The organism is Pseudomonas sp. LTGT-11-2Z (assembly GCF_003691445.1).
In the GTDB taxonomy this organism is placed as follows: domain Bacteria; phylum Pseudomonadota; class Gammaproteobacteria; order Pseudomonadales; family Pseudomonadaceae; genus Aquipseudomonas; species Aquipseudomonas monteilii.
In genome coordinates this window covers 4331966-4352781 of sequence record NZ_CP033104.1, presented here as the reverse complement: position 1 = coordinate 4352781, position 20816 = coordinate 4331966, and the positions used below count along the sequence as shown (strand labels likewise).

15 protein-coding genes and 2 pseudogenes are annotated in these 20816 nt (G+C 63.3%); 5 read left to right on the top strand and 12 right to left on the bottom strand.

The genetic code is table 11. The features are described from left to right. Positions 1–3: 3 nt before the first annotated feature. On the bottom strand, positions 4–963 hold the full coding sequence (locus D8767_RS20410) for a MoxR family ATPase (RefSeq protein ID WP_016714824.1): 960 nt from the start codon (positions 961–963) through the stop codon (positions 4–6). Positions 964–1188: 225 nt separating this feature from the next. Between D8767_RS20410 and D8767_RS20405 the strand changes: the two genes are divergently transcribed. After that, a complete protein-coding gene (locus D8767_RS20405) occupies positions 1189–2490 on the top strand; it encodes a DUF2235 domain-containing protein (RefSeq protein WP_016714825.1) in 1302 nt (433 codons plus the stop codon). Positions 2491–2519: 29 nt separating this feature from the next. Here the strand turns inward: D8767_RS20405 and D8767_RS20400 are convergent, their stop codons facing one another. The 5 genes from D8767_RS20400 to mtlD form a co-directional block, all read right to left on the bottom strand. After that, positions 2520–3737: an MFS transporter gene (locus D8767_RS20400; protein WP_122048399.1), complete on the bottom strand. Its 1218-nt coding sequence runs from the start codon at positions 3735–3737 to the stop codon at positions 2520–2522. Between the two features lie 59 nt (positions 3738–3796). Next, positions 3797–5011, bottom strand: a complete 1215-nt coding sequence (locus tag D8767_RS20395) for a benzoate/H(+) symporter BenE family transporter (protein WP_122048398.1) — start codon at positions 5009–5011, stop codon at positions 3797–3799. Between the two features lie 95 nt (positions 5012–5106). Beyond that, positions 5107–5994: a dihydrodipicolinate synthase family protein gene (locus D8767_RS20390; RefSeq protein WP_016714828.1), complete on the bottom strand. Its 888-nt coding sequence runs from the start codon at positions 5992–5994 to the stop codon at positions 5107–5109. A 44-nt stretch (positions 5995–6038) separates the two neighbouring features. Then, entirely contained in the window at positions 6039–6821 is a 783-nt protein-coding gene (locus tag D8767_RS20385; protein ID WP_016714829.1) for an aldolase, read from the bottom strand. Positions 6822–7141: 320 nt separating this feature from the next. After that, positions 7142–9286 (bottom strand): bifunctional mannitol-1-phosphate dehydrogenase/phosphatase, encoded by a 2145-nt coding sequence (gene mtlD / locus D8767_RS20380; RefSeq protein WP_016714830.1) that lies wholly within the window; start codon positions 9284–9286, stop codon positions 7142–7144. Between the two features lie 386 nt (positions 9287–9672). Between mtlD and D8767_RS20375 the strand changes: the two genes are divergently transcribed. Further along, positions 9673–9969, top strand: a complete 297-nt coding sequence (locus D8767_RS20375; protein WP_016714831.1) for a DUF3144 domain-containing protein — start codon at positions 9673–9675, stop codon at positions 9967–9969. An 11-nt stretch (positions 9970–9980) separates the two neighbouring features. Here D8767_RS20375 and soxR read toward each other — a convergent pair whose 3' ends face one another. After that, a complete protein-coding gene (soxR, locus tag D8767_RS20370; RefSeq protein WP_016714832.1) occupies positions 9981–10436 on the bottom strand; it encodes a redox-sensitive transcriptional activator SoxR in 456 nt (151 codons plus the stop codon). 85 nt (positions 10437–10521) lie between these two features. Here soxR and D8767_RS20365 point away from each other — a divergent pair, with 85 nt between their 5' ends. Further along, positions 10522–11619, top strand: coding sequence for an efflux RND transporter periplasmic adaptor subunit (locus D8767_RS20365; protein ID WP_016714833.1), 1098 nt, complete (start codon positions 10522–10524; stop codon positions 11617–11619). Further along, positions 11616–14699, top strand: coding sequence for a MexW/MexI family multidrug efflux RND transporter permease subunit (locus D8767_RS20360; RefSeq protein WP_016714834.1), 3084 nt, complete (start codon positions 11616–11618; stop codon positions 14697–14699). The genes D8767_RS20365 and D8767_RS20360 overlap by 4 nt, the downstream gene beginning before the upstream one ends. A 22-nt stretch (positions 14700–14721) precedes the next feature. Here the strand turns inward: D8767_RS20360 and D8767_RS20355 are convergent, their stop codons facing one another. From D8767_RS20355 to D8767_RS20350, 3 genes and pseudogenes are all read right to left on the bottom strand, one after another. Further along, positions 14722–15459 carry a GntR family transcriptional regulator gene (locus tag D8767_RS20355; RefSeq protein WP_016714835.1) on the bottom strand — a complete coding sequence of 246 codons (738 nt, stop codon included), beginning with the start codon at positions 15457–15459 and terminating at the stop codon, positions 14722–14724. A 68-nt stretch (positions 15460–15527) separates the two neighbouring features. Then, positions 15528–15695 (bottom strand): annotated as a pseudogene (locus tag D8767_RS28845) (EmrB/QacA family drug resistance transporter); the annotation flags it as partial. Between the two features lie 183 nt (positions 15696–15878). Continuing rightward, positions 15879–16159 (bottom strand): annotated as a pseudogene (locus tag D8767_RS20350) (GNAT family N-acetyltransferase). 300 nt (positions 16160–16459) lie between these two features. Here D8767_RS20350 and D8767_RS20345 point away from each other — a divergent pair. Continuing rightward, entirely contained in the window at positions 16460–17272 is an 813-nt protein-coding gene (locus tag D8767_RS20345) for a LysR family transcriptional regulator (RefSeq protein ID WP_016714837.1), read from the top strand. A gap of 8 nt (positions 17273–17280) precedes the next feature. Here D8767_RS20345 and D8767_RS20335 read toward each other — a convergent pair whose 3' ends face one another. Both D8767_RS20335 and D8767_RS20330 read right to left on the bottom strand, forming a co-directional pair. Further along, positions 17281–19764 carry a TonB-dependent receptor gene (locus tag D8767_RS20335; RefSeq protein ID WP_016714838.1) on the bottom strand — a complete coding sequence of 828 codons (2484 nt, stop codon included), beginning with the start codon at positions 19762–19764 and terminating at the stop codon, positions 17281–17283. A gap of 111 nt (positions 19765–19875) precedes the next feature. Next, positions 19876–20811, bottom strand: coding sequence for a FecR domain-containing protein (locus D8767_RS20330; protein ID WP_016714839.1), 936 nt, complete (start codon positions 20809–20811; stop codon positions 19876–19878). Positions 20812–20816 lie beyond the last annotated feature (5 nt).

Here is a 20816-nt window from a genome sequence, read left to right as displayed (position 1 = left end):
GGCTCAGGCAACGGCGACGACGTCGAGGATGCGCTGGACCACGCGGTCCTGATCGATCCCCGCCGCCTCGGCCTCGAACGAGAGGATGATGCGGTGGCGCAGCACGTCGAACAGCACCGCCTGGATGTCTTCAGGGCTGACGAAGTCGCGCCCGGCCAGCCAGGCGTGGGCACGCGCGCAGCGGTCCAGCGAGATGGAACCGCGCGGGCTGGCGCCGTAGGCGATCCAGTCGGCCAGCTCGGCGTCGAACTTGGCCGGGGTGCGGGTGGCCATGACCAGTTGCACCAGGTATTCCTCCACCGCGTCGGCCATGTACAGGCCAAGGATTTCCTTGCGCGCGGCGAAGATGGCCTGCTGGCTGACCCGGCGCTCGGGCTTGGTCTCGCCGCCCAGGGCTTCGCCACGGGCTTGCGCCAGGATGCGCCGCTCCACCGCCGCGTCGGGGAAGCCGATTTTTACATGCATCAGGAACCGGTCGAGCTGGGCTTCGGGCAGCGGGTAGGTGCCTTCCTGCTCGATGGGGTTCTGCGTGGCCATGACCAGGAACAGCGGCGACAGGTCGTAGGTGCTGCGGCCCACGCTGACCTGGCGCTCGGCCATGGCTTCGAGCAGTGCCGATTGCACCTTGGCCGGGGCGCGGTTGATTTCGTCGGCCAGCACCAGGTTGTGGAAGATCGGCCCCTGCTGGAATACGAAGCTGCCGGTTTCCGGGCGATAGATTTCGGTGCCGGTGATGTCGGCCGGGAGCAGGTCGGGGGTGAACTGGATGCGATGGAACTGCGCTTCGATGCCTTCGGCAAGTTCTTTGATGGCCTTGGTTTTGGCCAGGCCCGGTGCGCCTTCCACCAGCATGTGGCCGTCGGCCAGCAGCACGATCAACAGCCGCTCGACCAGTTTCTCCTGGCCTAGGATCTGGGAAGAAAGAAAGGTGCGCAGCGCGATCAGCGCTTCACGGTGTTCCATCGGCGACGGTTCCTGGTGTGGGGCCTGAGGCGGCTGACGGTAGCGGCCCTGGCAAGGGCTGATACTTTAATCTATCCGGGGGGGCGGCGACCAATGGCGGCGGGTAAATTTATCGTTACGGGGCTCGCCGGTACAGAAATGTCCCAGGTAAGGCTGGCCATTGTCTGATGGTCGGTGAAGGCGTGCTGGCGCCTGCTTGTGCTTTTCAGGCAAGCAGAAGGCACGATGATGAAAATGAGCAGCGGTAGCACGCCAATCCCCACACCTGCCACCCTGCGTGTTGGCGTGTTTTTCGATGGCACCGGTAACAACCTGCACAATGCCATGGCCGTGGATGAACCGCGCGGCAGCTATGGCAATGCCCTGAGCAATGTGGCCCTGTTGCATGCCCTGTATCCGGCGGGTGAGGCTGATGCCGATGGCACCCTGGTGTTTCTGAAACGCTACGTGGAAGGCGTGGGTACCCTGGCAGGTGAGGCGGACCATACCTATGCCGCGGCCACCGGTCGTGGGCGCACGGGGGTTGAGGCGAGGGTCGCCGAGGCTTTGCAGGGGATGGCCGAACAACTGCGTGGCTGGTGCCGGGCGCATCCGCAGGCAGCCGTGGCGCGGGTCGAGTTCGACCTGTTCGGTTTCAGCCGCGGGGCGGCGGCGGCACGGCATCTGGCCAATCTGCTACAGGATGGCGCGGGTGGGTTGTTGCCGATAGCGTGCGACACTTCCATCAACTTTATCGGCCTGTTCGACACCGTGGCAGCGATCATCGCGCCGTTGCAGGGCGACTTCGATCCCGCCGATAGCCGCCAGGGCGGCCTGCGCCTTGGCCTCAGGGCAGGCATTGCCCGGCAGGTGGTGCAACTGGTGGCGGGGGATGAGCAGCGGCATAACTTTCCGCTGGTGGGCAGTGGTCACGACATTGTGTTGCCGGGGGTGCATTCGAATATCGGGGGCGGTTACCCGGAAACCATGCTGGAGCAGGTGCTGCTGTGCAAGCCGCAGTCCCAGCGTGTACCGGTGGGCATGCGTGCCGAGCAAAGCCGTGCGCACGCCACGGTAAGCGCCTTGTTGGCGTCGGCGTATCCCGACAGCCGCGAGCCCAGGCCGCAGGTCGTGAGCTGGGAGGCGCCCCTTGCCGGTGGCCGGCCAGATGAAGCGCAAAAGCAGGTGTATGCGGCGTTGTACCGTGAACGGGAAGTGGCGGGGCAGTTGTCCCGGGTGTACTTGAGCGTGATGCGAGCGCTGGCGGTGCGGGCTGGCGTGCCATTTGCGCCGTTGGGCGAGCAGCCTGAGCACAGGCTGCCGGAGGATTTGCTGGAGATCAGCCGCAAGTTGCATGCGTTTGCCTTGGGAGAAACGGACCAGCCGGGGTTGAGCGAGGCTGAACAGCGGCTGCTGTGCGAGAAGTATGTGCATGCCTCGGCGAACTGGAATGCGCTGAAGGGCTTGCGCAACAGCGTGCTGGATGTGTTGTTCGTCAATCGGCCGGCCGCAGGCGGGCGCGTGGTACATGCCAACCCGGCATCCTGAACGACCCAAATGACAGGCCCAGGCCGCACCTACACGGCGCGCGCCAGTCGTTCTGCGTTGCGGGCCCTGGCCAGGTACGCCTCTTGCGCCAGGGTCAGCAGCACCGTCAGCACCATGAACACGACCGATGCAACGAAAATCCCGTTTGGCAGGCGCTGGTCGAGCATCCAGCCGAACGCCACCGGCCCGATGGCGCCACCAATGTTGAACCCGGTCGACACCAGCCCGAACGTTTTGCCTTCGGCGCCTTTCGGTGCAGCCGCCTTGACCAGCATGTCCCGCGACTGGGCGATGATCCCGGTCAGCAGGCCGATGGCACCCAGTACTACCACCAGTGCCCAGCCCTGCAGCAGCCCCAGGGCCACCAGCGCGGTCAGCGCGGCCGCCGCCGCGAAAGCCAGTGCAGCCACCAGGCCATGGCGCCGGGTACGGTCGGCCAAGGCACCACCGCACAGCACGCCCGCTGCGCTGCACAGCAGGAAGGCGGTGAGCGCGGTGTTGGCCCAGGCCAGGGTCAGACCTTGGCCTTGTACGAGTGCGGCGACGGAAAACTTTTCAATGGCGCTGGTGCTCAGGTTGAGCAGGATGAACAACACCGTCAGCACGCCGATCATGGGTGTGAACAAACGCACGCGGCTTGTCGCTGCGACCGGGCCAGCGCCCGTTTGGTTGCCAGGCCCTGCGACCCGGTACACGCCACTGCCTGGTATCGAGATCAGCAGCAATGCCGCTACCCCGACTACCGCGCCCGCCGTCAGGGCTGCCCGCGTGCCGAACACAGCGGCGATACCGAGGAACACGGCCGGCGTGACCGCCGAGCCAAGGAACCCGGCAAAGGTATGAATCGAGAACGACCGCCCCAGGCGTGCGGGCTCGATGCCGTTGGCCAGCAGTGCGTAGTCGGCCGGGTGGTACACACCATTGGCCAGGCCAGCCATGGCCATCGCCACCAGCAATACCGCATACCCCGGGCTGGCCGCCAGCAGCAGGAAACTGAGGCTGCCCAGCAACAGCCCGGCCTTGAGCACTTTACGCGCCCCATAGTGGTCGACGGCGTAACCCAGCGGGGCCTGCACCAGGGCGCAGACGATGTTGAATACTGCCAAGGCAACGCCGAGCTCGACGAAGCCCACCCCCAGCAGGCCGGGAAGCACGGGCAATAACGCCGGGATCAGCATGATGTGCACATGGCTGACGAAGTGCACGGCAGCCACTTGGGTAAGCAACTTGGGGCCAGCTTGGGGCATGTCGATACCTGTTGTACGGCGTGCGCCGCTGGCGCACGGCAAGGTGAAGGGAAGCCCGCTCAGCGGGAGTTGCCGCTGAAAGCGGGGAGGCGGCCGTTCAGGGCAGCATGGGCCAGCAGGCCAATGACCAGGCCCCAGAAGGCCCCGCCAATGCCGAACAGGCTGATGTTGGCAGCTGCCGCCAGAAAGGTGATCAATGCCGCCTCGCGGGCACGGGCATCGGCCATTGCGCTGGCCAGGCTGGCACTGATGGTGCCCAGTAAGGCAAGGCCGGCCAGGGTGGTGATGAACGTGCCTGGGAGCGCCATGAACACACTCGCCAGGGTAACCCCGAACACCCCCACGAGGATGTAGCAGACACCGGCGGCGATCCCTGCCACCCAGCGTTTGTCTGGGTCTTCATGGGCTTCCTTGCCGGTGCAGATGGCTGCGGTAATGGCGGCGATGTTGAAGGCATGCGAACCGAACGGCGCCATCAGCAATGACCCCAGGCCCGTGACCGCGACGATCGGGTTGGCGCTGGTCGTGAAGCCATCGTTGCGCAGTACCAGCATGCCAGGCATGTACTGGCCGGTGAGGGTGATCAGGAACAATGGCAGGGCCACGCTGAGGGCAGCGTTGAGGGAGAAGGTGGGCGCGGTGAATACCGGAGAGGCGAATTCCAGCTTGAACGTGGTCAGGCCCACTTGCCCTTGCAGCAGTAAGTAGCCAAGGCCCAGTAGCAGAATGCCGACCACGGCGTAGCGGGCGGTAAAATGCTTGAATGCCACGTAGGCCGCAATCAGCAGCCCGGCGAGGGCCGGGTCCACCGACAGGCTGGCAAAGGCACCCATACCGAACTGCAACAGGATGCCGGCCAGAAGCCCGGCTGCAACACCGCCAGGGACGACCCGCACCAGGCGCTCGAAGCACCCGGTAATCCCCAGCACCACGAAGCCGACGGCCGACAGCAGGTAGGCGCCGATGGCTTCACTGTAGGACACGTTGGCCAGGGCGGTGACCAGGAACGCAGCGGCTGGCGTGGACCAGGCCGTGATCACCGGCGCGCGGCTGTACCAGGACAGCGCCAGGCCGCTGAGGCCGACGCCTATCGACACGGCCCAGACCCACGACGACGTTAGCTCGGGGCTCAGCCCGGCAACCTTGGCCGCCTGGAACACCAGGATGAAGGTGCCACCGTAGTTGACGATGACCGAAACGATCCCTGCCACAACGGGGTGAAGGATGTCTGCCAGCCGAAATGGGGTTGAAGAGCTTTGTACAGGCGCGTCCATGGTTGCCTCTGGTAAAGATCAGGTAGAGCAGCGCAAGGCTGCTTCTATAGAAATGCGCTGCCCGCCAGCGACAGGCTGACGGGCAGGTTTCAGGGTCAGCTGGCCAGCGCTACCAGCAGGTTTTTCAGGTAAGCGCTGCCTTGCGCATCCAGCTGCTGCAGGGGCAGGCGCGGGGCGCCGACATCCTGGCCGAGCAGTTTCAAACCGGCCTTGATGGTGGTGGGCAGGCCTCTGCGGGTGATGTACTCCAGCAGCTCGTACTGGCGGTAGAACAGCGTGCGGGCTTCGGCCAGCTGGCCTTGCTGCACGGCGTCCCACAGCGCCAGGTTCAGTGCCGGGATCAGGTTGGGGGCGGCGGTACACCAGCCGGTGGCGCCGGCCACCAGGGCTTCCAGGGTCAGCGGGTTGCAACCGTTATAGAACGCCACTTGGCCATCGGTAGCGGTGAACAGGCGGTGCATGCGCTGAATGTCACCGGTGCTTTCCTTGACCATGGTCACATTGGGCACCTCGTCGAGGATGCGCAGGATCAGCTCCACCGACAGGTCGGTGCCACTGGTGCCCGGGTTGTTGTAAAGCATGATCGGGATGTCGATGGCGGCGCCGACCGCCTTGTAGTGGGCGACCACTTCGGCTTCGGTGAGCTTCCAGTACGAGATGGGCAGCACCATCACTGCCGTGGCGCCGCAGGCCTGTGCCAGGCGGGCACGCTGCACGGTGCGGGCAGTGGTCAGGTCAGAGACGCTGACCACGCTGGGCACACGCCCGGCGATGCGTGCCTGGCTGAAGCGCACCACGGTTTCCCATTCGCTGTCGGACAGGTAGGCCCCTTCGCCGGTGCTGCCCAGTGGTGCGATGGCGTGCACGCCGCCTGCAATCAGGCTGTCGATGGACGTGCCCAACGCATCCAGGTCGAGCGTGCCGTCTGCCGTGAAGGGAGTGATGGTGTAGCCGATAACGCCGCGAATTACAGGTGTAGACATGACCAGGCACCTTTGCCGTTGTTGAGTAAAGAGTACAGCTTCGATCAGCCCAGGCAGTCGCCATGGGCACGCAAGGCACGGCGTGCGTAGTAGCTGAACGCGGCGCCATGACGTTTGGGGGTGGAGATCCAGTCGTGGGCCTCTTTGCCCAACGCTTCGGGGATGGGGCGTATGTCACCGGCGCCCATGGCCAGCAGTTGCATCTTTGCCGCGCGCTCGAACAGCAGGGCGAGCACGCAGGCTTCTTCAATCGAGCCACCGGCAATCAGCAGGCCGTGGTGGGAAAGCAGGATGGCGCGTTTGTCGCCAATCGCCGTCGCGATGATTTCGCCTTCTTCGTTGCCCACCGGCACGCCGGGCCATTCCTTGAGGAAGGCGCAGTCGTCGAACAGTGGGCACAGGTCCATGTGCGAGATGGCCAGCGGCACTTCCAGCATTGACAGCGCGGCGCTGTGCAGCGGGTGGGTGTGGATGATGCAGTTGACGTCGGGGCGGGCGCGGTACAGCCAGCTGTGGAAGCGGTTGGCCGGGTTGGCCATGCCGCGGCCTTGCAGCACGGTGAGGTCCTCGTCCACCACCAGCAGGTTGGAGGCGGCGATTTCGTCGAAGCCCAGGCCCAGTTGTTGGGTGTAGTAGGTGCCGGGCTCCTGCGCGCGGGCGGTGATCTGCCCGGCCAGGCCGGAATCGTGGCCGCCGTCAAACAGGATGCGGCAGGTGAGGGCGAGCTTTTGCCGGGCGGTGTAGGTGTTGTCGGCCAGCGCGGTCAGCATTTGCTGCTGGGCGAGTTTGACCAGTTGGTCCTTGGGAGCCTGCATGGTGGTCGTCATGGGCGGTACCTGCATGGGAAAGGGCGATGGATTGCTGATGGACAGGTTGCTGTCATCAGGACACAGCGCGATATTAATGACACAAGGTGTCATATGCAAGCGATGTGTCATGCCCTGGGTTCTTTACAGGATCTGAAAGTGGCGCGGTGACTGTGGGAGCGGGCATGCCCGCGAATCAGGCGATGCGGCAGATGGCACGGGCTTCGCCCGTGTTCGCGGGCGCGCCCGCTCCCACAGTGGTCGTGCCCAGCATTCAAGGGTTACTCGAGAAAGTCGCTCGCACAGGGTGGCGGTGCCAACGCCCTTGATGCATCACGGCATCAGGTGCCTACGCTTGGTTGGTCCAGTCCGGTTATCACTTCCTTTGGCATGTATTGCCGGAAAGCACCAGAAATTGCTGTGATCAGTTGCGCATCCCTGACCGGGTCCAACCCTGGAAAACGCTTACCGTTGTAGTCGCCCTCATGGGTAAGCACGGCTTCTACACTGGCGTCATTGGCCTGGTACACCTGCCTGATCGCCTGGGCTTCGAGGTCCTTGGTTTCTTTGCCATGCAGGGCGTGATGCAGGGCCAGCGCCACACCCAACGCAAGCCCGGGGGTCTGAATACCATGCTTGTGGGCCAGCTCGATGCTGCTGAAAATGCGTTCGTTGCGCTGAAGCTTGCGCAACGGGTCGCGCCCCACCCGGGCACAAGGGTCTTTGAACGAGGTTTTGCAGCGCTCCAGGAAGGTATCGGCAAAACGGCTGACCACTTCCGCCATCTGTGGGTACTCCGCCACCAGCGCGGGGCCGACTTCCTGGTGAATCAGGCGCTCGGCCAGTTCGCTCACCTGTGCATCGCCCATACCTTGGCCTACCGAGTCATGGCCCAGCAGGCTGGCGTACCAGGCAACGATGGCATGCGGGCCATTCCACAAGCGGTTCTTGATGACCTGGATCTGGGTGATGTCAGGCACCGTCTTCACCTGGCGCAGGCGTTCGAGCAGGTCGCTGCCATGCTCTACATACAGCGGCATGTCGGGTTCGCTGTTGAACAGGATCAGGTGCAACTGGCTCATCGCACTGCTGGGCTGGGCAAAGGGCCTGAAGCGCCCGATCAGTCGTTCGTATTCAGGCACTGGCGTCGATGCCTTTGTGGCGACTACCGGCTCGTCTTCCAGGCTGTTCTGGAACATCTGCGACTTGATGCGCAGTTGCCGTACCAGTGCGTCGTTGCTGAGCTTGGAGACGATGCGGCTGACCACCGTTTCGGCGAAGTGGGTCTTTTCCAGCACTTGCTCGCCGATTGCTGGCGGGCACAGCAATGCCAGCTCCGCTTGCACATGGCGGCGCACAAACGCAGCGCCGCCCACCTTGTTCAGCACGATCAGCAACGTCAGCTCACGGCCACGGCGTTCGAAGCGCTTCAATAGGCCTTTGGCAATCACCTGCGCCTGGTTGCGGATGGCCTGCTCGGGCAGGCTGAGGCCGACAATTTCGGCAGCGGTGTACATGTGGACCAGTGCATCATCATCGTCCATGTCGATCATGCGCACATTGTCGATGGTCTGGTCGAACGAAGTGGCCCCGTAGCGCACACTGTAACGGCCGAAGGCATTGACGCTTTCACGCAGCATGCGCGAGCGGGTCGCGGCAATGATCTCACAAGGCCGGGTGTAGCCATCCCAATGGGAAAAGACCTGCGTCAGGTAGCCACCCCCGATGGCGCCGAAACCATGAATGCCCACGCGGAACTGGTTCATGGAGGCCGGGAAGGTTTCGTTCAATTCGGGCATGCCCAGGTCGGGAACGCACTCGCTCAAATCGGCCAGGAACTCGGTCATGCTGCGGTAGGCCTTGAGCGCGCCTGCCTTGATCTCGGGGGCTGGCGGTTTGATATCTTCGATAAGGATCGCCTGCCCCTGAGCGCGCATTGCCGAGAGCATGCCGTTCTCCGAGTCCTCGACCATGAAGCATTGGCCCGGCTCGCAATTGAGCGCGCGGGCGGCTTTCAGGAAAATCTCGGGGTGGGGTTTACCCTGGCTGACTTCATCGCCGCACACGGTGATATCGAAGTACTTCAGCACATTGGCGTTGATCAGGTATTCCTCGGCGATGGCACGGCGGCTGGACGTGGCTACCGCCATGGTCAGGCCCGACTTGCGCAGGCGCTCCAGCACTTCCAGCAGGCCGGCCTTGATCGGTACGCCGTGATTGCGTACGTACTCCAGCTCAAGTTCATCCGCGCGTTTGCGGATTTCAGCATAAGGGAAGTCTTCACCGTTGTGCGCCTTGGCGAGGGCTTCGGCTTTTTTTGCGCTCAGGCCCAGTGAGCCGATCAGTGTGTGCTCGCCCAGCGCCTTGCCGAAGATTTCCAGTGAGGCTTGCTTGAGCGTTCTGAAGCGCAAGCGCTCGGTGTCGAAGAGGGTGCCATCCATGTCGAAGATGGCGCTATGAATCTGTTTGCCTTGAAATAAAAGCATTGAGTGTTGCCCCTGTAAGTGCGTCAGACATCCCGCCTGTAGCAAGCGAGAACGGCGTTGTGCGCTGCAGCGTTGGCAGTCAGGTCGGGGGCAGGCGTTTGGCAGGTGCACGCTCGGGCGTGACACAGAGGTAAGGCGGGGCAGAGCGGGGCGTGCAGAGCAGTGTTGCGAGTTTGGATGCGAGGCGGATGACGCGTTTGCCTTTGAGGTCACGCCCACTGGCTGCAGTCCGGTTTGCAGGCAGTGGGCGCAAGTAGCGATGGATACGTGTGATTCCTGGCATGAGGTGCTTTGCTTCCTTTTTCGTTGCGGGTGATCCTTTTTCAGCCTTGCACGTATGCGCGCCGCCATGCAAGGCTTGGGCTTCCGTTACCAGGTGAACCGCAATGACCCAAGCTACCGATCAGGCCTTTTACGACCGCGCCGATGCACACATCGACCTGGCCAACCAGCAGATCGAAAAATTCGAAGACCTGGGCAAGGTCAGCGCCTCGCTCACCTTCGGCGCGACCCGTTTCAGTGCCTGGATGAGCGCCCGCAGCTTCAAGAGCGGCGCGGAGCTGGCAGCCGCCCGGGAAGAGATTCTGAAGTACTTCTGCGAGCAGTACCGGATGATGCTCGAAGACAACCTGGACGAGCACATCGAGCACTTTGACCGCTTTGTGCTGGGCAAAGGCGACTGACACGCGTGCGGCTAGCGGGCCTTCTTTTCGAGAATCCGCGCCCCGCTACCTTCCTTGGCCAGCACATCCTCGGGGTTGCGCAACGGGCAATCCTCCAGCGACAGGCAACCGCAACCAATGCAGTTGTCCAGGCTGTCGCGCAGGGCCTCCAGCGTGCGGATGCGGGCGTTCAGGTCTTCGCGCCAGGCCGTGGACATCTCGCCCCATTGCGCCGCCGTGAGCTTGCTGTTGGGTGCATAACGGCTGAAGGCCTGTTTGATTTCCTCCAGCGCAATACCGGTGCGCTGCGCCACCTTGATGATCGCCAGCGTACGCAGCACCAGCGCGGGAAAGCGGCGCTGATTGCCGGCGGTGCGGACACTGGCGATCAGCCCCTTGGACTCGTAGAAGTGCAGCGCAGACACCGCCACGCCGCTGCGCCTGGACACTTCGCCTACCGTGAGCATCCGCGTGTTGTCCGCTGCCATGCCTGTTGACCTCAAGTTAAGTTGAGCTCTTATAGTCCTGCCCGATCTTCCCCGCAACCGCTTTCCTGATTGATCGGAGCACTGCATGAACAAAAGGACGTTACTGGCCTGTGCCGGCGTTGTGGCAGGTGTGCTGGCGGGCGCCTATGCGCTGGTGGGCAACAGCTCGATGCAACCCTCTGCTGCCGCATGGCCGGCAACCAAGGTGGCGCTGGCCACGGCCGAGCAGGTGCAGGTGGCGCGGCAGAACTTTGCCTCGGGGGAGCTGGAGGCGGTCAACCAGGTGCAGGTGGCGGCCGAGGTGGCGGGGCGCATTACCCGTATTGCTTTCGAGTCTGGGCAGACCGTCACGGCCGGGCAGGTGTTGGTGCAGCTCAATGACGCCCCGGAGCAGGCCCAGCGCGTGCAGTTGCGGGCCAAACTGCGCAACGCCGAGGTGGTGTTGCAGCGCAGCCGCAAACTGTTAGCTATGCGTGCTGTATCGCAAGAACTGTTCGATAACGCCGCCACTGCCGTGGATGTGGCCAGTGGCGAGTTGCAGCACGTCGAGGCGTTGATCGCGCAGAAGGCCATCCGTGCACCGTTCGCCGGCAAGCTGGGTATTCGCCGGGTACATCAGGGCCAATACCTGGGCGCTGGCGAGACCATCGTCAGCCTGGCAGATACCCGCCAGTTACACGTCAACTTCTCCCTGGGCGAGCAGGCCGCGCCCGACGTGCAGGTGGGGCAGGTGCTGGCACTGGGTGTGGATGCCGTGCGCGGCCAAGGCCTCCAGGCCCAGGTGGTGGCAGTCGACCCGGTTGTCAGCAAGGCGCGCCTGGTGCAGGTGCAGGCCGCCTTGGCGAACCCGAACGGGCAATTGCAGCCGGGCATGTACGCCAGCGTACGTCTGGACGCGGCGCAGCCATCGACCGTGCTGGCCGTACCGGAAACCGCAATTACCTACACCGCCTATGGGCAGACGGTATTCGTCGCCACCCGGGACGCGGAGCATGGCACCCGTGTGAAACGGGTGCAGGTCACCACCGGTGAGCGCTGGCAGGGGCGGGTGGAAGTGACCTCTGGCCTTGCGCCGGGTGATCAGGTGGTGGTCTCTGGCCAGCTGAAACTGAACGATGGCATGTCTGTCGAGCCGGTGACCCAGGACAGCCTGCAGGCCAGCCAGGGAGGGCGGCAATCGTGAAGTTCACCGACGTCTTCGTGCGCCGCCCGGTGTTGGCGCTGGTGGTCAGCAGCCTGATCATCCTGCTGGGGCTGTTTGCCATGGGCAAACTGCCGATCCGCCAGTACCCGTTGCTGGAAAGCTCGACCATCACCATCAGCACCGAGTATCCCGGGGCCTCTGCCGAGCTGATGCAAGGCTTCGTGACCCAACCGATTACCCAGGCGGTGTCTTCGGTGGAGGGCATCGACTACCTGTCCTCGTCATCGCAGCAGGGGCGCAGCCTGATTACCCTGCGCATGGTGCTGAACCGCGACTCGACCCAGGCGCTGGCCGAGACCATGGCCAAGGTCAATCAGGTGCGCTATCGCCTGCCGGAAAAAGCCTACGACCCGGTGGTGGAGCTGTCGGCAGGTGACTCCACTGCCGTGGCCTACGTAGGCTTTGCCAGTGATACCTTGTCGATACCCGAGCTGAGCGATTACCTGTCGCGGGTGGTGGAACCGCAGTTCTCCGGCATCGACGGCGTGGCCAAGGTGCAGTCGTTCGGCGGGCAACGCCTGGCGATGCGCCTGTGGCTGGACAGCGAGCGAATGGCCGGGCGCGGGGTGACGGCAGCCGATGTGGCGCAGGCAGTGCGTGCCAACAACTACCAGGCGACGCCCGGCCAGGTGCGCGGCCAGTACGTGCTGGCCGATATCCAGGTGGACACCGACCTCACCCGGGTCGAGGACTTTCGCGAACTGATCATCCGTAACGCGGGCACCGACCTGGTACGCCTGCGCGATGTCGGCACCGTCGAGCTGAGTGCGGCGGCCACCCAGACCAGTGCCACCATGGATGGCAAACCGGCCGTGCACCTGGGCTTGTTCCCCACGCCAACCGGCAACCCGCTGGTGATTGTCGAGGGCATTCGCCAGCTGCTGCCGCAGATTCAGCAGACCCTGCCACCGGGCGTGCATGTGGCGTTGGCCTACGAGACCGCACGCTTCATCGACGCCTCGATCCACGAGGTGCTGCGCACCCTGATAGAAGCGATGCTGATCGTGGTGCTGGTGATCTGGCTGTGCCTGGGTTCGCTGCGCAGTGTGTTGATTGCGGTGGTGGCCATCCCGTTGTCGATGCTCGGGGCTGCGGGCCTGATGCTGTTGTTCGGTTTCAGCCTCAACTTGCTGACCTTGCTGGCGATGGTATTGGCCATCGGCCTGGTGGTGGACGATGCCATCGTGGTGGTGGAGAACGTGCACCGCCATATCGAGGAGGGCAAGTCGCCGGTCGCCGCAGCCTTGGCCGGGGCACGGGAAATTGCCGGGCCGGTGATTGCCATGACCCTCACGCTGGCGGCGGTGTATGCACCAATCGGGCTGATGGGCGGGCTGACCGGCACGCTGTTCCGCGAGTTCGCCTTGACCCTGGCGGGGGCGGTGATCGTGTCTGGCGTGGTGGCGCTTACTTTGTCGCCGGTGATGAGCTCGCTGCTGCTGCAACCCGGTCAGCAGCACGGCGCAATGGCCAACCTGGCGGACCGGTTGTTCGGGGCGCTGACCGGGGCTTACGGGCGGGTGCTGGCTTACACCCTGTCTCATCGCTGGATCAGTGGCGGCGTGGGACTGCTGGTGTGCCTGAGCCTGCCCTGGCTGTACCTGCTGCCACAGCGCGAACTGGCACCCCCCGAGGACCAGGCGGCGGTGCTCACGGCTATCAAATCGCCGCAGCATGCCAGCCTGGACTATGCGGAACGCTTTGCGCAGAAGCTCGACCAGGTGATGAAGTCCATTGCCGAAACCACCGACACCTGGATCATCAACGGCACCGACGGCCCGGCCGCCAGTTTCGGCGGCATCAACCTCAGTGCCTGGCAGGCCCGCGAGCGCTCTGCTGCACAGGTGCAGGCGCAGCTTCAACAGGCGGTAGCGGACATCGAAGGCAGCAGCATTTTCGCCTTCCAGGTGGCCTCGCTACCGGGTTCCAGCGGAGGCTTGCCGGTGCAGATGGTGCTGCGCAGTGCCCATGACTACCCCGAGCTGTACCAGACCATGGAAGCCCTCAAGCAGCGTGCCCGCGACAGTGGTTTGTTCGCCGTGGTGGACAGTGACCTGGACTACAACAACCCGGTGGTGAAGGTGCGCATCGACCGGGCCAAGGCAGCCAGCCTGGGCATCAGCATGCAGGCCATCGGCGAGTCGCTGGGTGTGCTGGTGGGCGAGCAGTACCTCAACCGTTTCGCCCTGTTCGGACGCTCCTACGACGTGATTCCGCAGAGCATTCAGGACCAGCGCCTGACGCCTGCGGCGTTGAACCGCCAATATGTGCGCGCCGAGGACGACAGCCTGGTGCCGCTGGCCACGGTGGTGCACCTGGATATCGAGGTTGCGCCTAATCGCTTGCTGCAATTCGATCAGCAAAATGCCAGCACCTTGCAGGCGATACCGGCGCCGGGTGTGTCGATGGGCAATGCCGTGGCATTTCTTGAGCAGCTGGCCAGTGAGTTGCCGCCTGGCTTCAGCCACGACTGGCAATCGGAATCACGGCAGTACGTGCAGGAGGGCTTTGCCCTGATGTGGGCGTTTCTTGCCGCATTGGTGGTGATCTACCTGGTGCTGGCGGCGCAGTACGAAAGCCTGGTGGATCCGCTGATCATTCTGGTGACCGTGCCGCTGTCGATCTGCGGTGCGCTGCTGCCGCTGGCGCTAGGCTGGGCCACGTTGAACATCTACACGCAGATCGGACTGGTGACGTTGATTGGCCTGATCAGCAAGCACGGCATCCTGATGGTGGAGTTCGCCAACGAGATCCAGGTGCGCGACAACCTTGATCGGGCGACGGCTATCGTCCGTGCTGCGCAGATACGTTTGCGGCCTGTGCTGATGACCACGGCGGCGATGACCTTTGGCGTGCTGCCGTTGCTGTTCGCCAGTGGTGCCGGGGCCAACAGCCGCTTCGGGCTTGGGGTGGTGATTGTGTGCGGGATGTTGGTGGGCACCTTGTTCACGTTGTTCGTGCTGCCGACGGTGTATGGGTGGCTGGCGCGTGATCATCGGGTGGTGTCGGTGCGCAGCAAGCAATTGATCGAGGCCGAGCAGCAATTGCGGCCCCTCTAGGAGCGGCCTTGAATGCCTGGGATCAGACAGGCGAGCGATCCCGGCGCATCTGGGTGACCAGGGTAAAGCGGTCATCCGGATGCACCGTCTCGGAAACCGCCATCAAATCGCCGTTTTCCTCGCGATAATGGCGAATGATCTTCAACCCCGGTGAACCTGCCTCGGCCTTCAGCGCCCGGGCCATTTCTGCTGTCAGCAACACCGCCCGCACTTGCTGGTCGACCACCGCGATCGCCCGGCCATAGTGCTGTTCGATCAACCCGGCAATCAGTTGGTCGGGGTGCTCGCGGGCCAGTTCGATGACATCGGCGTAGTCCCGCTGCGCATACACGTCGGTCCAGCACAGGGGCGCCGCACTGTGCAGGCGGTCGATGCGGATGCTGGACACGCAGAAGTAATGCTCCCCCGGTACCAACCCTAACCGTGCCGCCTCGCTCAGGTCGGCGACGAAGTGCCTCACATCCTGGATTTCTCGCTGCTGGGTTTCGGCCAGGTGTGCAAGGTCGGCCACGCTGGCCAGCGACTGTGAATAGCCACCGAGCGGGCTGCTGGCCTCCACCCGGGTGCCCACGCGTTTGCGCCGCGAAACCAGCCCTTGTTCGAGCAGTTGGTCGATGGCCGCACGCACCGTGTGCCGGCTTACGCCGTACAGGTCGCACAGCTCGAACTCGGTCGGCAGCAGGCTGCCCACCGGATAGCGGCCGCTGGCGATGCCTTGCATCAAGTCCTTTGCCACGATGGCGTAGCGCGTCGGGTTCATACGGTTGGTCTGTCGGGCACAGTGTGTGGAGGCACAGTGTACCAGCCCCCTCACGCGGCCCGCTGGGCGCGCAGCATGGAGAACACCGCCGAAGCTGAGCCGGGCTCGCGCTTGTCCAGCCCGGCCACCGCCAGCACCGACAACGCCACCATGATGAACGGCTGGCCAATGCCACGCACCACCGTGGACGGGATGATCACGTTGTCGGCACTGTCGGCGCTCAGGCTCGCCCCCAGCGGGTAAAGGGAGGATTAGTGAGTCTAGATCGCGTGTTTGGCATTAATTAAGAAACATAATTCTGGGTGTTCAGGGCTTTTCTTATTTTTCTTATTGTTCGACGTAATTGATACGGCGCTCGATTTCGAAGGCGCTGCATATCTTACGGCAAGCACCTGGTGACCCATTGCCATGCGTGCGTCTCAATCACTCCCTATGGGCAAGCTCATGCGCAGCAACGGAAATGGCCGGCCTTCGCCATCCAGGGGGGACGGCCTGTCTGGATGAAACCGTAATGCTGGTAGAAGCCCACAGCCTGCGGGTATTGCTCGTTGACGTCGACACTCATTGAATGGCGCGATTGGCGGCCGAAGTCCAGCAGCGCGCGGCCAATGCTTTGCCCATGAAGCGTTGCGCGAACGGCGCGCAGCCAGATGTCGAGCAGCTGCGGGTAGTCGGTCGCGATGCCTTGGCGAATGATCATGAGGTCATCCTGAATGTATTGATGGCGGGTGGGCACGCCGGGGATTGGCGGCCATGCAAGGGTCGGCATCATGAATGACTGCTTCGCGAATCAACGCCTGGGCGGTGCACGGCAGGGGAAGCCGGAAGGGAAGAGTGGAAAGGGTACCCGGATTGGGTTGTCTGGGGCAACGCAGCCTGATTCGGGCTTTGGAAAGTAGGTTGCCAGCACTGGCGATACAAGTCTGCACCTTTGACTGGGTCAGGATTACTGTCAATGCTGCAATTGACCCGCAAAACAAGCATGGCCCCGGGAGCGCCAATGAACCGAAACGAACTGCGCAAAGCCGATATCAACCTGATGGTGGTGTTCGAAGCCCTGATGCAGGAGCGCAACCTCACCCGTGCGGCAGAAAAACTGTTCATCGCCCAGCCCACGGTCAGCGCCGCGCTGGCCAGGTTACGGGCGATGTTCAACGACCCGTTGCTGATCCGTGTGGGCAACCGCATGGAACCGTCGGTCAGGGCCGAAGAGGTGATCAAGTACCTCACCCCGGCGCTGGATGCGATGTCCATCGCCCTCAGCCTGTCCCATGACTTTGACCCGGCGACCAGCAACATGACGTTCCGAATCGGTTTGTCCGATGACGTGGAGTCGGGCTTGCTGCCGCCACTGCTGCGGGCCCTGCGGGTGGAGGCGCCGAACGTGGTGGTGGTTGTGCAGCATGTGGATTACTGGCGCATACCGGATTTGCTGGCAGCAGGCGATGTGACGGTTGGCATCAGCCAGACCAGAGGGCTGCCAGCCAATGCCAAGCGCAAGGTGCTGCGCACCCTGCAGGGCAGGGTGGTGCGGGCCGACAAGTCAGCCTGCAAAGATCCTGCTGTTTCGCCACCCTCAGGCCCGCGGCGGCTCCACCACCTGCAGGCCATCCCCCGGCTGCACCAGGCAGCTGGGCAGTACACCGATCAGGTTTGTATCGCCGGTGGCTCAGGGCGCTCACAAAACTCACGCCAGACGTATAGCGTCAACTCGGCGCCGTCAGTTTGCGGTTGCACGCTATCGGTCCAGCCGAATGCCTGCAGCGCCCGGTATCGCTCGTCCGCCCAGAACAGCGCTTCGACCCAAGGATAAACAGGGCCTCAGAACGCCCCTTGCAACGTCACCATGAAGTTACGCGGTTCGCCATAGAAGTTGCCCCAGCCCGGCGCGCCGATGGTGGCGTAGTACTTCTTGTCGAACAGGTTGTTGCCGTTGAGGGCGACGGTCCAGTTCTGGTCAAGCCGGTACTGCACGCGGCCGTTCCACACGGTGTAGCCAGGCTGCTCGACGCGGGTCTTGCCGGTGGTACGGAAGTTCTCGCTCTGGCTGTTGAAACCGGTACCCAAGGTCCAGCGCTCCAAGGCGCCGCCCAGTTGGTAGTCACCCCACACCTTGAGCATGTGCCGCGGGATGAAGCTGGAGGTGAAGGTCAGCTCGGTGGGGTCGGTGTCCTCGATGGTCTTCAGGTACTTGGTCTGGGTGTAGGTGTAGCCTGCCAACAATTGCAGGCGCTCGATGGGCGAGCCGCTGATCTCGGCTTCGAAGCCCTGCGCACGCACCTTGCCGCTGTCGGTGTAGCAATAGCCGTCGCCTGACGGACAGGTCTCGATGTAGTCGCTTTCTGCGCGGTGATTCTCGACGGTGCGGAACAGGTTGAACGAAGTATTCAGGGCACCCTCAAGCAGCTCGCCCTTGATGCCAATCTCGTAGTTGGCACCGGTCTTGGGCTGGAGTGACTGCCGCTCGGCGTCCACTTTGTCGCTTTGCGGCTGGAAGATGTCGGCGTAGCTGGCGTAGGCGGTCCACTGGTTGTTCAGGTCGTACAGCACGGCGGCGAACGGCGTGACCTGGCCGTTTTCTTCGCTGCGGTTATTCACCCAGTAATCATAGTACTGGGTATAGGAGTCGCTCTTGTTGCGGTACCAGCTGACCCGTGCACCCAGCACCAGGGTCAGCGGCTCTGCCAGCTTCAGGCGCAGGTTGGCGTAAGTGCCGTATTGCGTGGTGGTGGAGTCGGTTGGCACGCTGCCACCGCGGGTCGGGTTGACCAGGTAATCGGCTTTGGACGGGTGTGGGAAATGTGCAGACGGGTCGAATGGGTTCTGCTTGCCGTCCAGCAGCATCAGCGCGAAGTAGTCATGGGTTTTCTGCCGGCTGGCGTTGGCACCGATGATCAGTTCGTGCTGCAGGCCGAACGCCTCGAATTTGCCATCGACATAGGTATCGAAGCCATAGTCGTCCTGGTCGTAGTCGAAACGACCGGCTCGCACGCTCATGCTGCCGGTGCTGGCGCCGACCGGTACCGTGCCTTCGGAGTAGGCGTATTCGATGTTCTGGTTGTTGTGGGTGTAGATCGAGGCAAAGTTCAGCGTCCAGTCATCGTTGAAGTGGTGCTTGAGGTCGGCAAAGCCGGTAATGCGCTGGCTTTGCAGGTCGTTCCAGCTGACCCCCAGGCAGGTGGAACGCGACAGCTTCAGGTCACTGCCATCGGCGTAGCGTGGCACACCGGCATAGCACGGTGTGGCATCGACATCCTCATAGGCCAGGCCAAAGCCCAGCGTAGTGTCGGGGCTGACATCCCAGTCGATGGCGCCGTACAGAATCTGGTCCTGGCGCTTGGCAATGTCATAGAAGTACTGACGGTCCTGCAGCGCCGCCACGGCCCGGCCACGCACCGTGCCGGATTCGTTGAGCGGGCCGCCCACATCGACCTGGCCGCGGTAGTTGTCCCAGCTACCGGCAGACAGGGTGACGGTGGTAGCGGCTTTTTCCTGGCCGCGTTTGCGCACGAAGTTGACGCCACCGGCGGAGGAACCGGAGCCCTTCATCATGCCAGCCGCACCCTTGAGAATTTCGACGCGGTCATAGAAGGCCATGTCGCTGGAAAAGCTGTTGGCCTGCACGTAGTTGCCACCCACATCCAGCGGCACGCCGTCGTACTGGTACTGGCCGTCCAGGTTGAAACCGCGGGAATAGAAATACTTGCCGCCCATGGGCGAGTCGTACACGGTGATGCCCGGGGTCTTGTCCAGCACCTGTTCCAGGGTGTTGAGGTTCTGGTCGTCGAGCATCTTGCGGGTCATGACGGTGACCGACTGCGGGGTTTCCTTCAGCGTGTGCACACCCTTGCCGATGGTCACGGCGCGGGCGGTGTAAGACTGAGTGCCTTCGCTGGTCGCATCCAGCCGATTGGCATCGATGTTCAGTGGCCCCAACTCCATTGCCGAGCCGTTGTCTGACGGCACCAACACGTAACCGCCATTGCCCTGGCGCTGTGCCTGAAAACCACTGTTGCCCAGTAGGCGCACCAACCCTTCTTCAATGCTGTAGCTGCCCTCCAGGCCTGCGCTGTTCAGGTTGCGGGTTTGTTCGGTGTCGAACGAAATGGTGACGCCCGCCTGCACGCCAAACTGGGTGATGGCGTTGCCCAGTGGGCCTGCTGCAACATGGTAGGCGGTCTGACTCTGGGCCATTGCCTGGGCAGGCATCAGCAGCAAGGCTGGCGCGCTGGCCAGGGACATGCCGAACAGCACCAGGCGCACGGCCTGGCTCAGCGTGGTAGGGGTGGGGTGCAGGTGAGGCATTGGGTGATCCTTCCGAGTTATGGCAGAAAGTCGCTGTCGTCGCGGCTTGTGTCAGGGACGGACGAGAATCAAAATCAGCAAGATTTGAGCGAAAGTTTTTTCACCAGCCGTTCAGGCGGGTTCCACATTCACCCAGTAGCGGCTGAGGTAGCGCACCTTTACAGGCAGGGTTTTCGGCAGGTTGGCCAGCGCAATATCGGTATCGTCGATACGGAATGCGCCGGAAATGCTCATGGCCTGGATTGATGAGGCGCAGCGCAGCACGCCCGGCCGATAGCGGCCCAGTTCTTCGATGAAGTCGCCCAGGCGCCAGTCGTTCACGCTCAGCATGCCCTGTAGCCAGGCCGTGGAGTCGGCGTGCAGGGCATGGGCAAGGGTGAAGTCTTGCTGGTCAAAGCGCGTTTGCTGCCCGGCCTGCACGTTCAGCACCCGGTCAGGATGGCGCTGCGGGCGTACATCGACGCTGGCCTGCAACACGCCTACGCGTGTCTGTTGTGCCAGTTTGCGAACGCTGAACTCGGTACTGCGGGCCAGCACGCTGCCGTCGTCGGTGTGCACGATGAACGGGCGCTGCTGAATGTCGCTGGCCGGGCGCACGAGGATCTCCCCCTGGTACAGCTGGATTGCCCGCACTTTCCTGTCAAAGCGCACATCCAGCGCGGTACCCACGTTCAGTTCCAGCTGCGAGCCATCCGGCAGCTCTACAGCGCGCCGCTCGCCGGTACCGGTACGTTGTTGCGCCATCAAGGCGCGATAGGGCACCTGCTCGGCTGCCAGCCAGCCGCCGCCGCCCATGGCCAGCAGCAGGCTCAGCACTTTCAGCACATCGCGCCGCTGCGTCTGCGCCGCGCCCAGGCTGGACAGCGCCGCGTGTGGCGGCACCATGGCCCATTGTTGCTGAAGCTTTTCAACGCGCGCCCAGGCAGCGGCATGCTGAGGGCTGGCCTGCAGCCACTGGCGCCAGGCGTGGGTGCGGGCTTCATTGCTGTCGCCATCGTTGAGCTGCACGTACCAGGTGGCAGCGGCTTCCAGGGTTTTGACGTCCATACCGT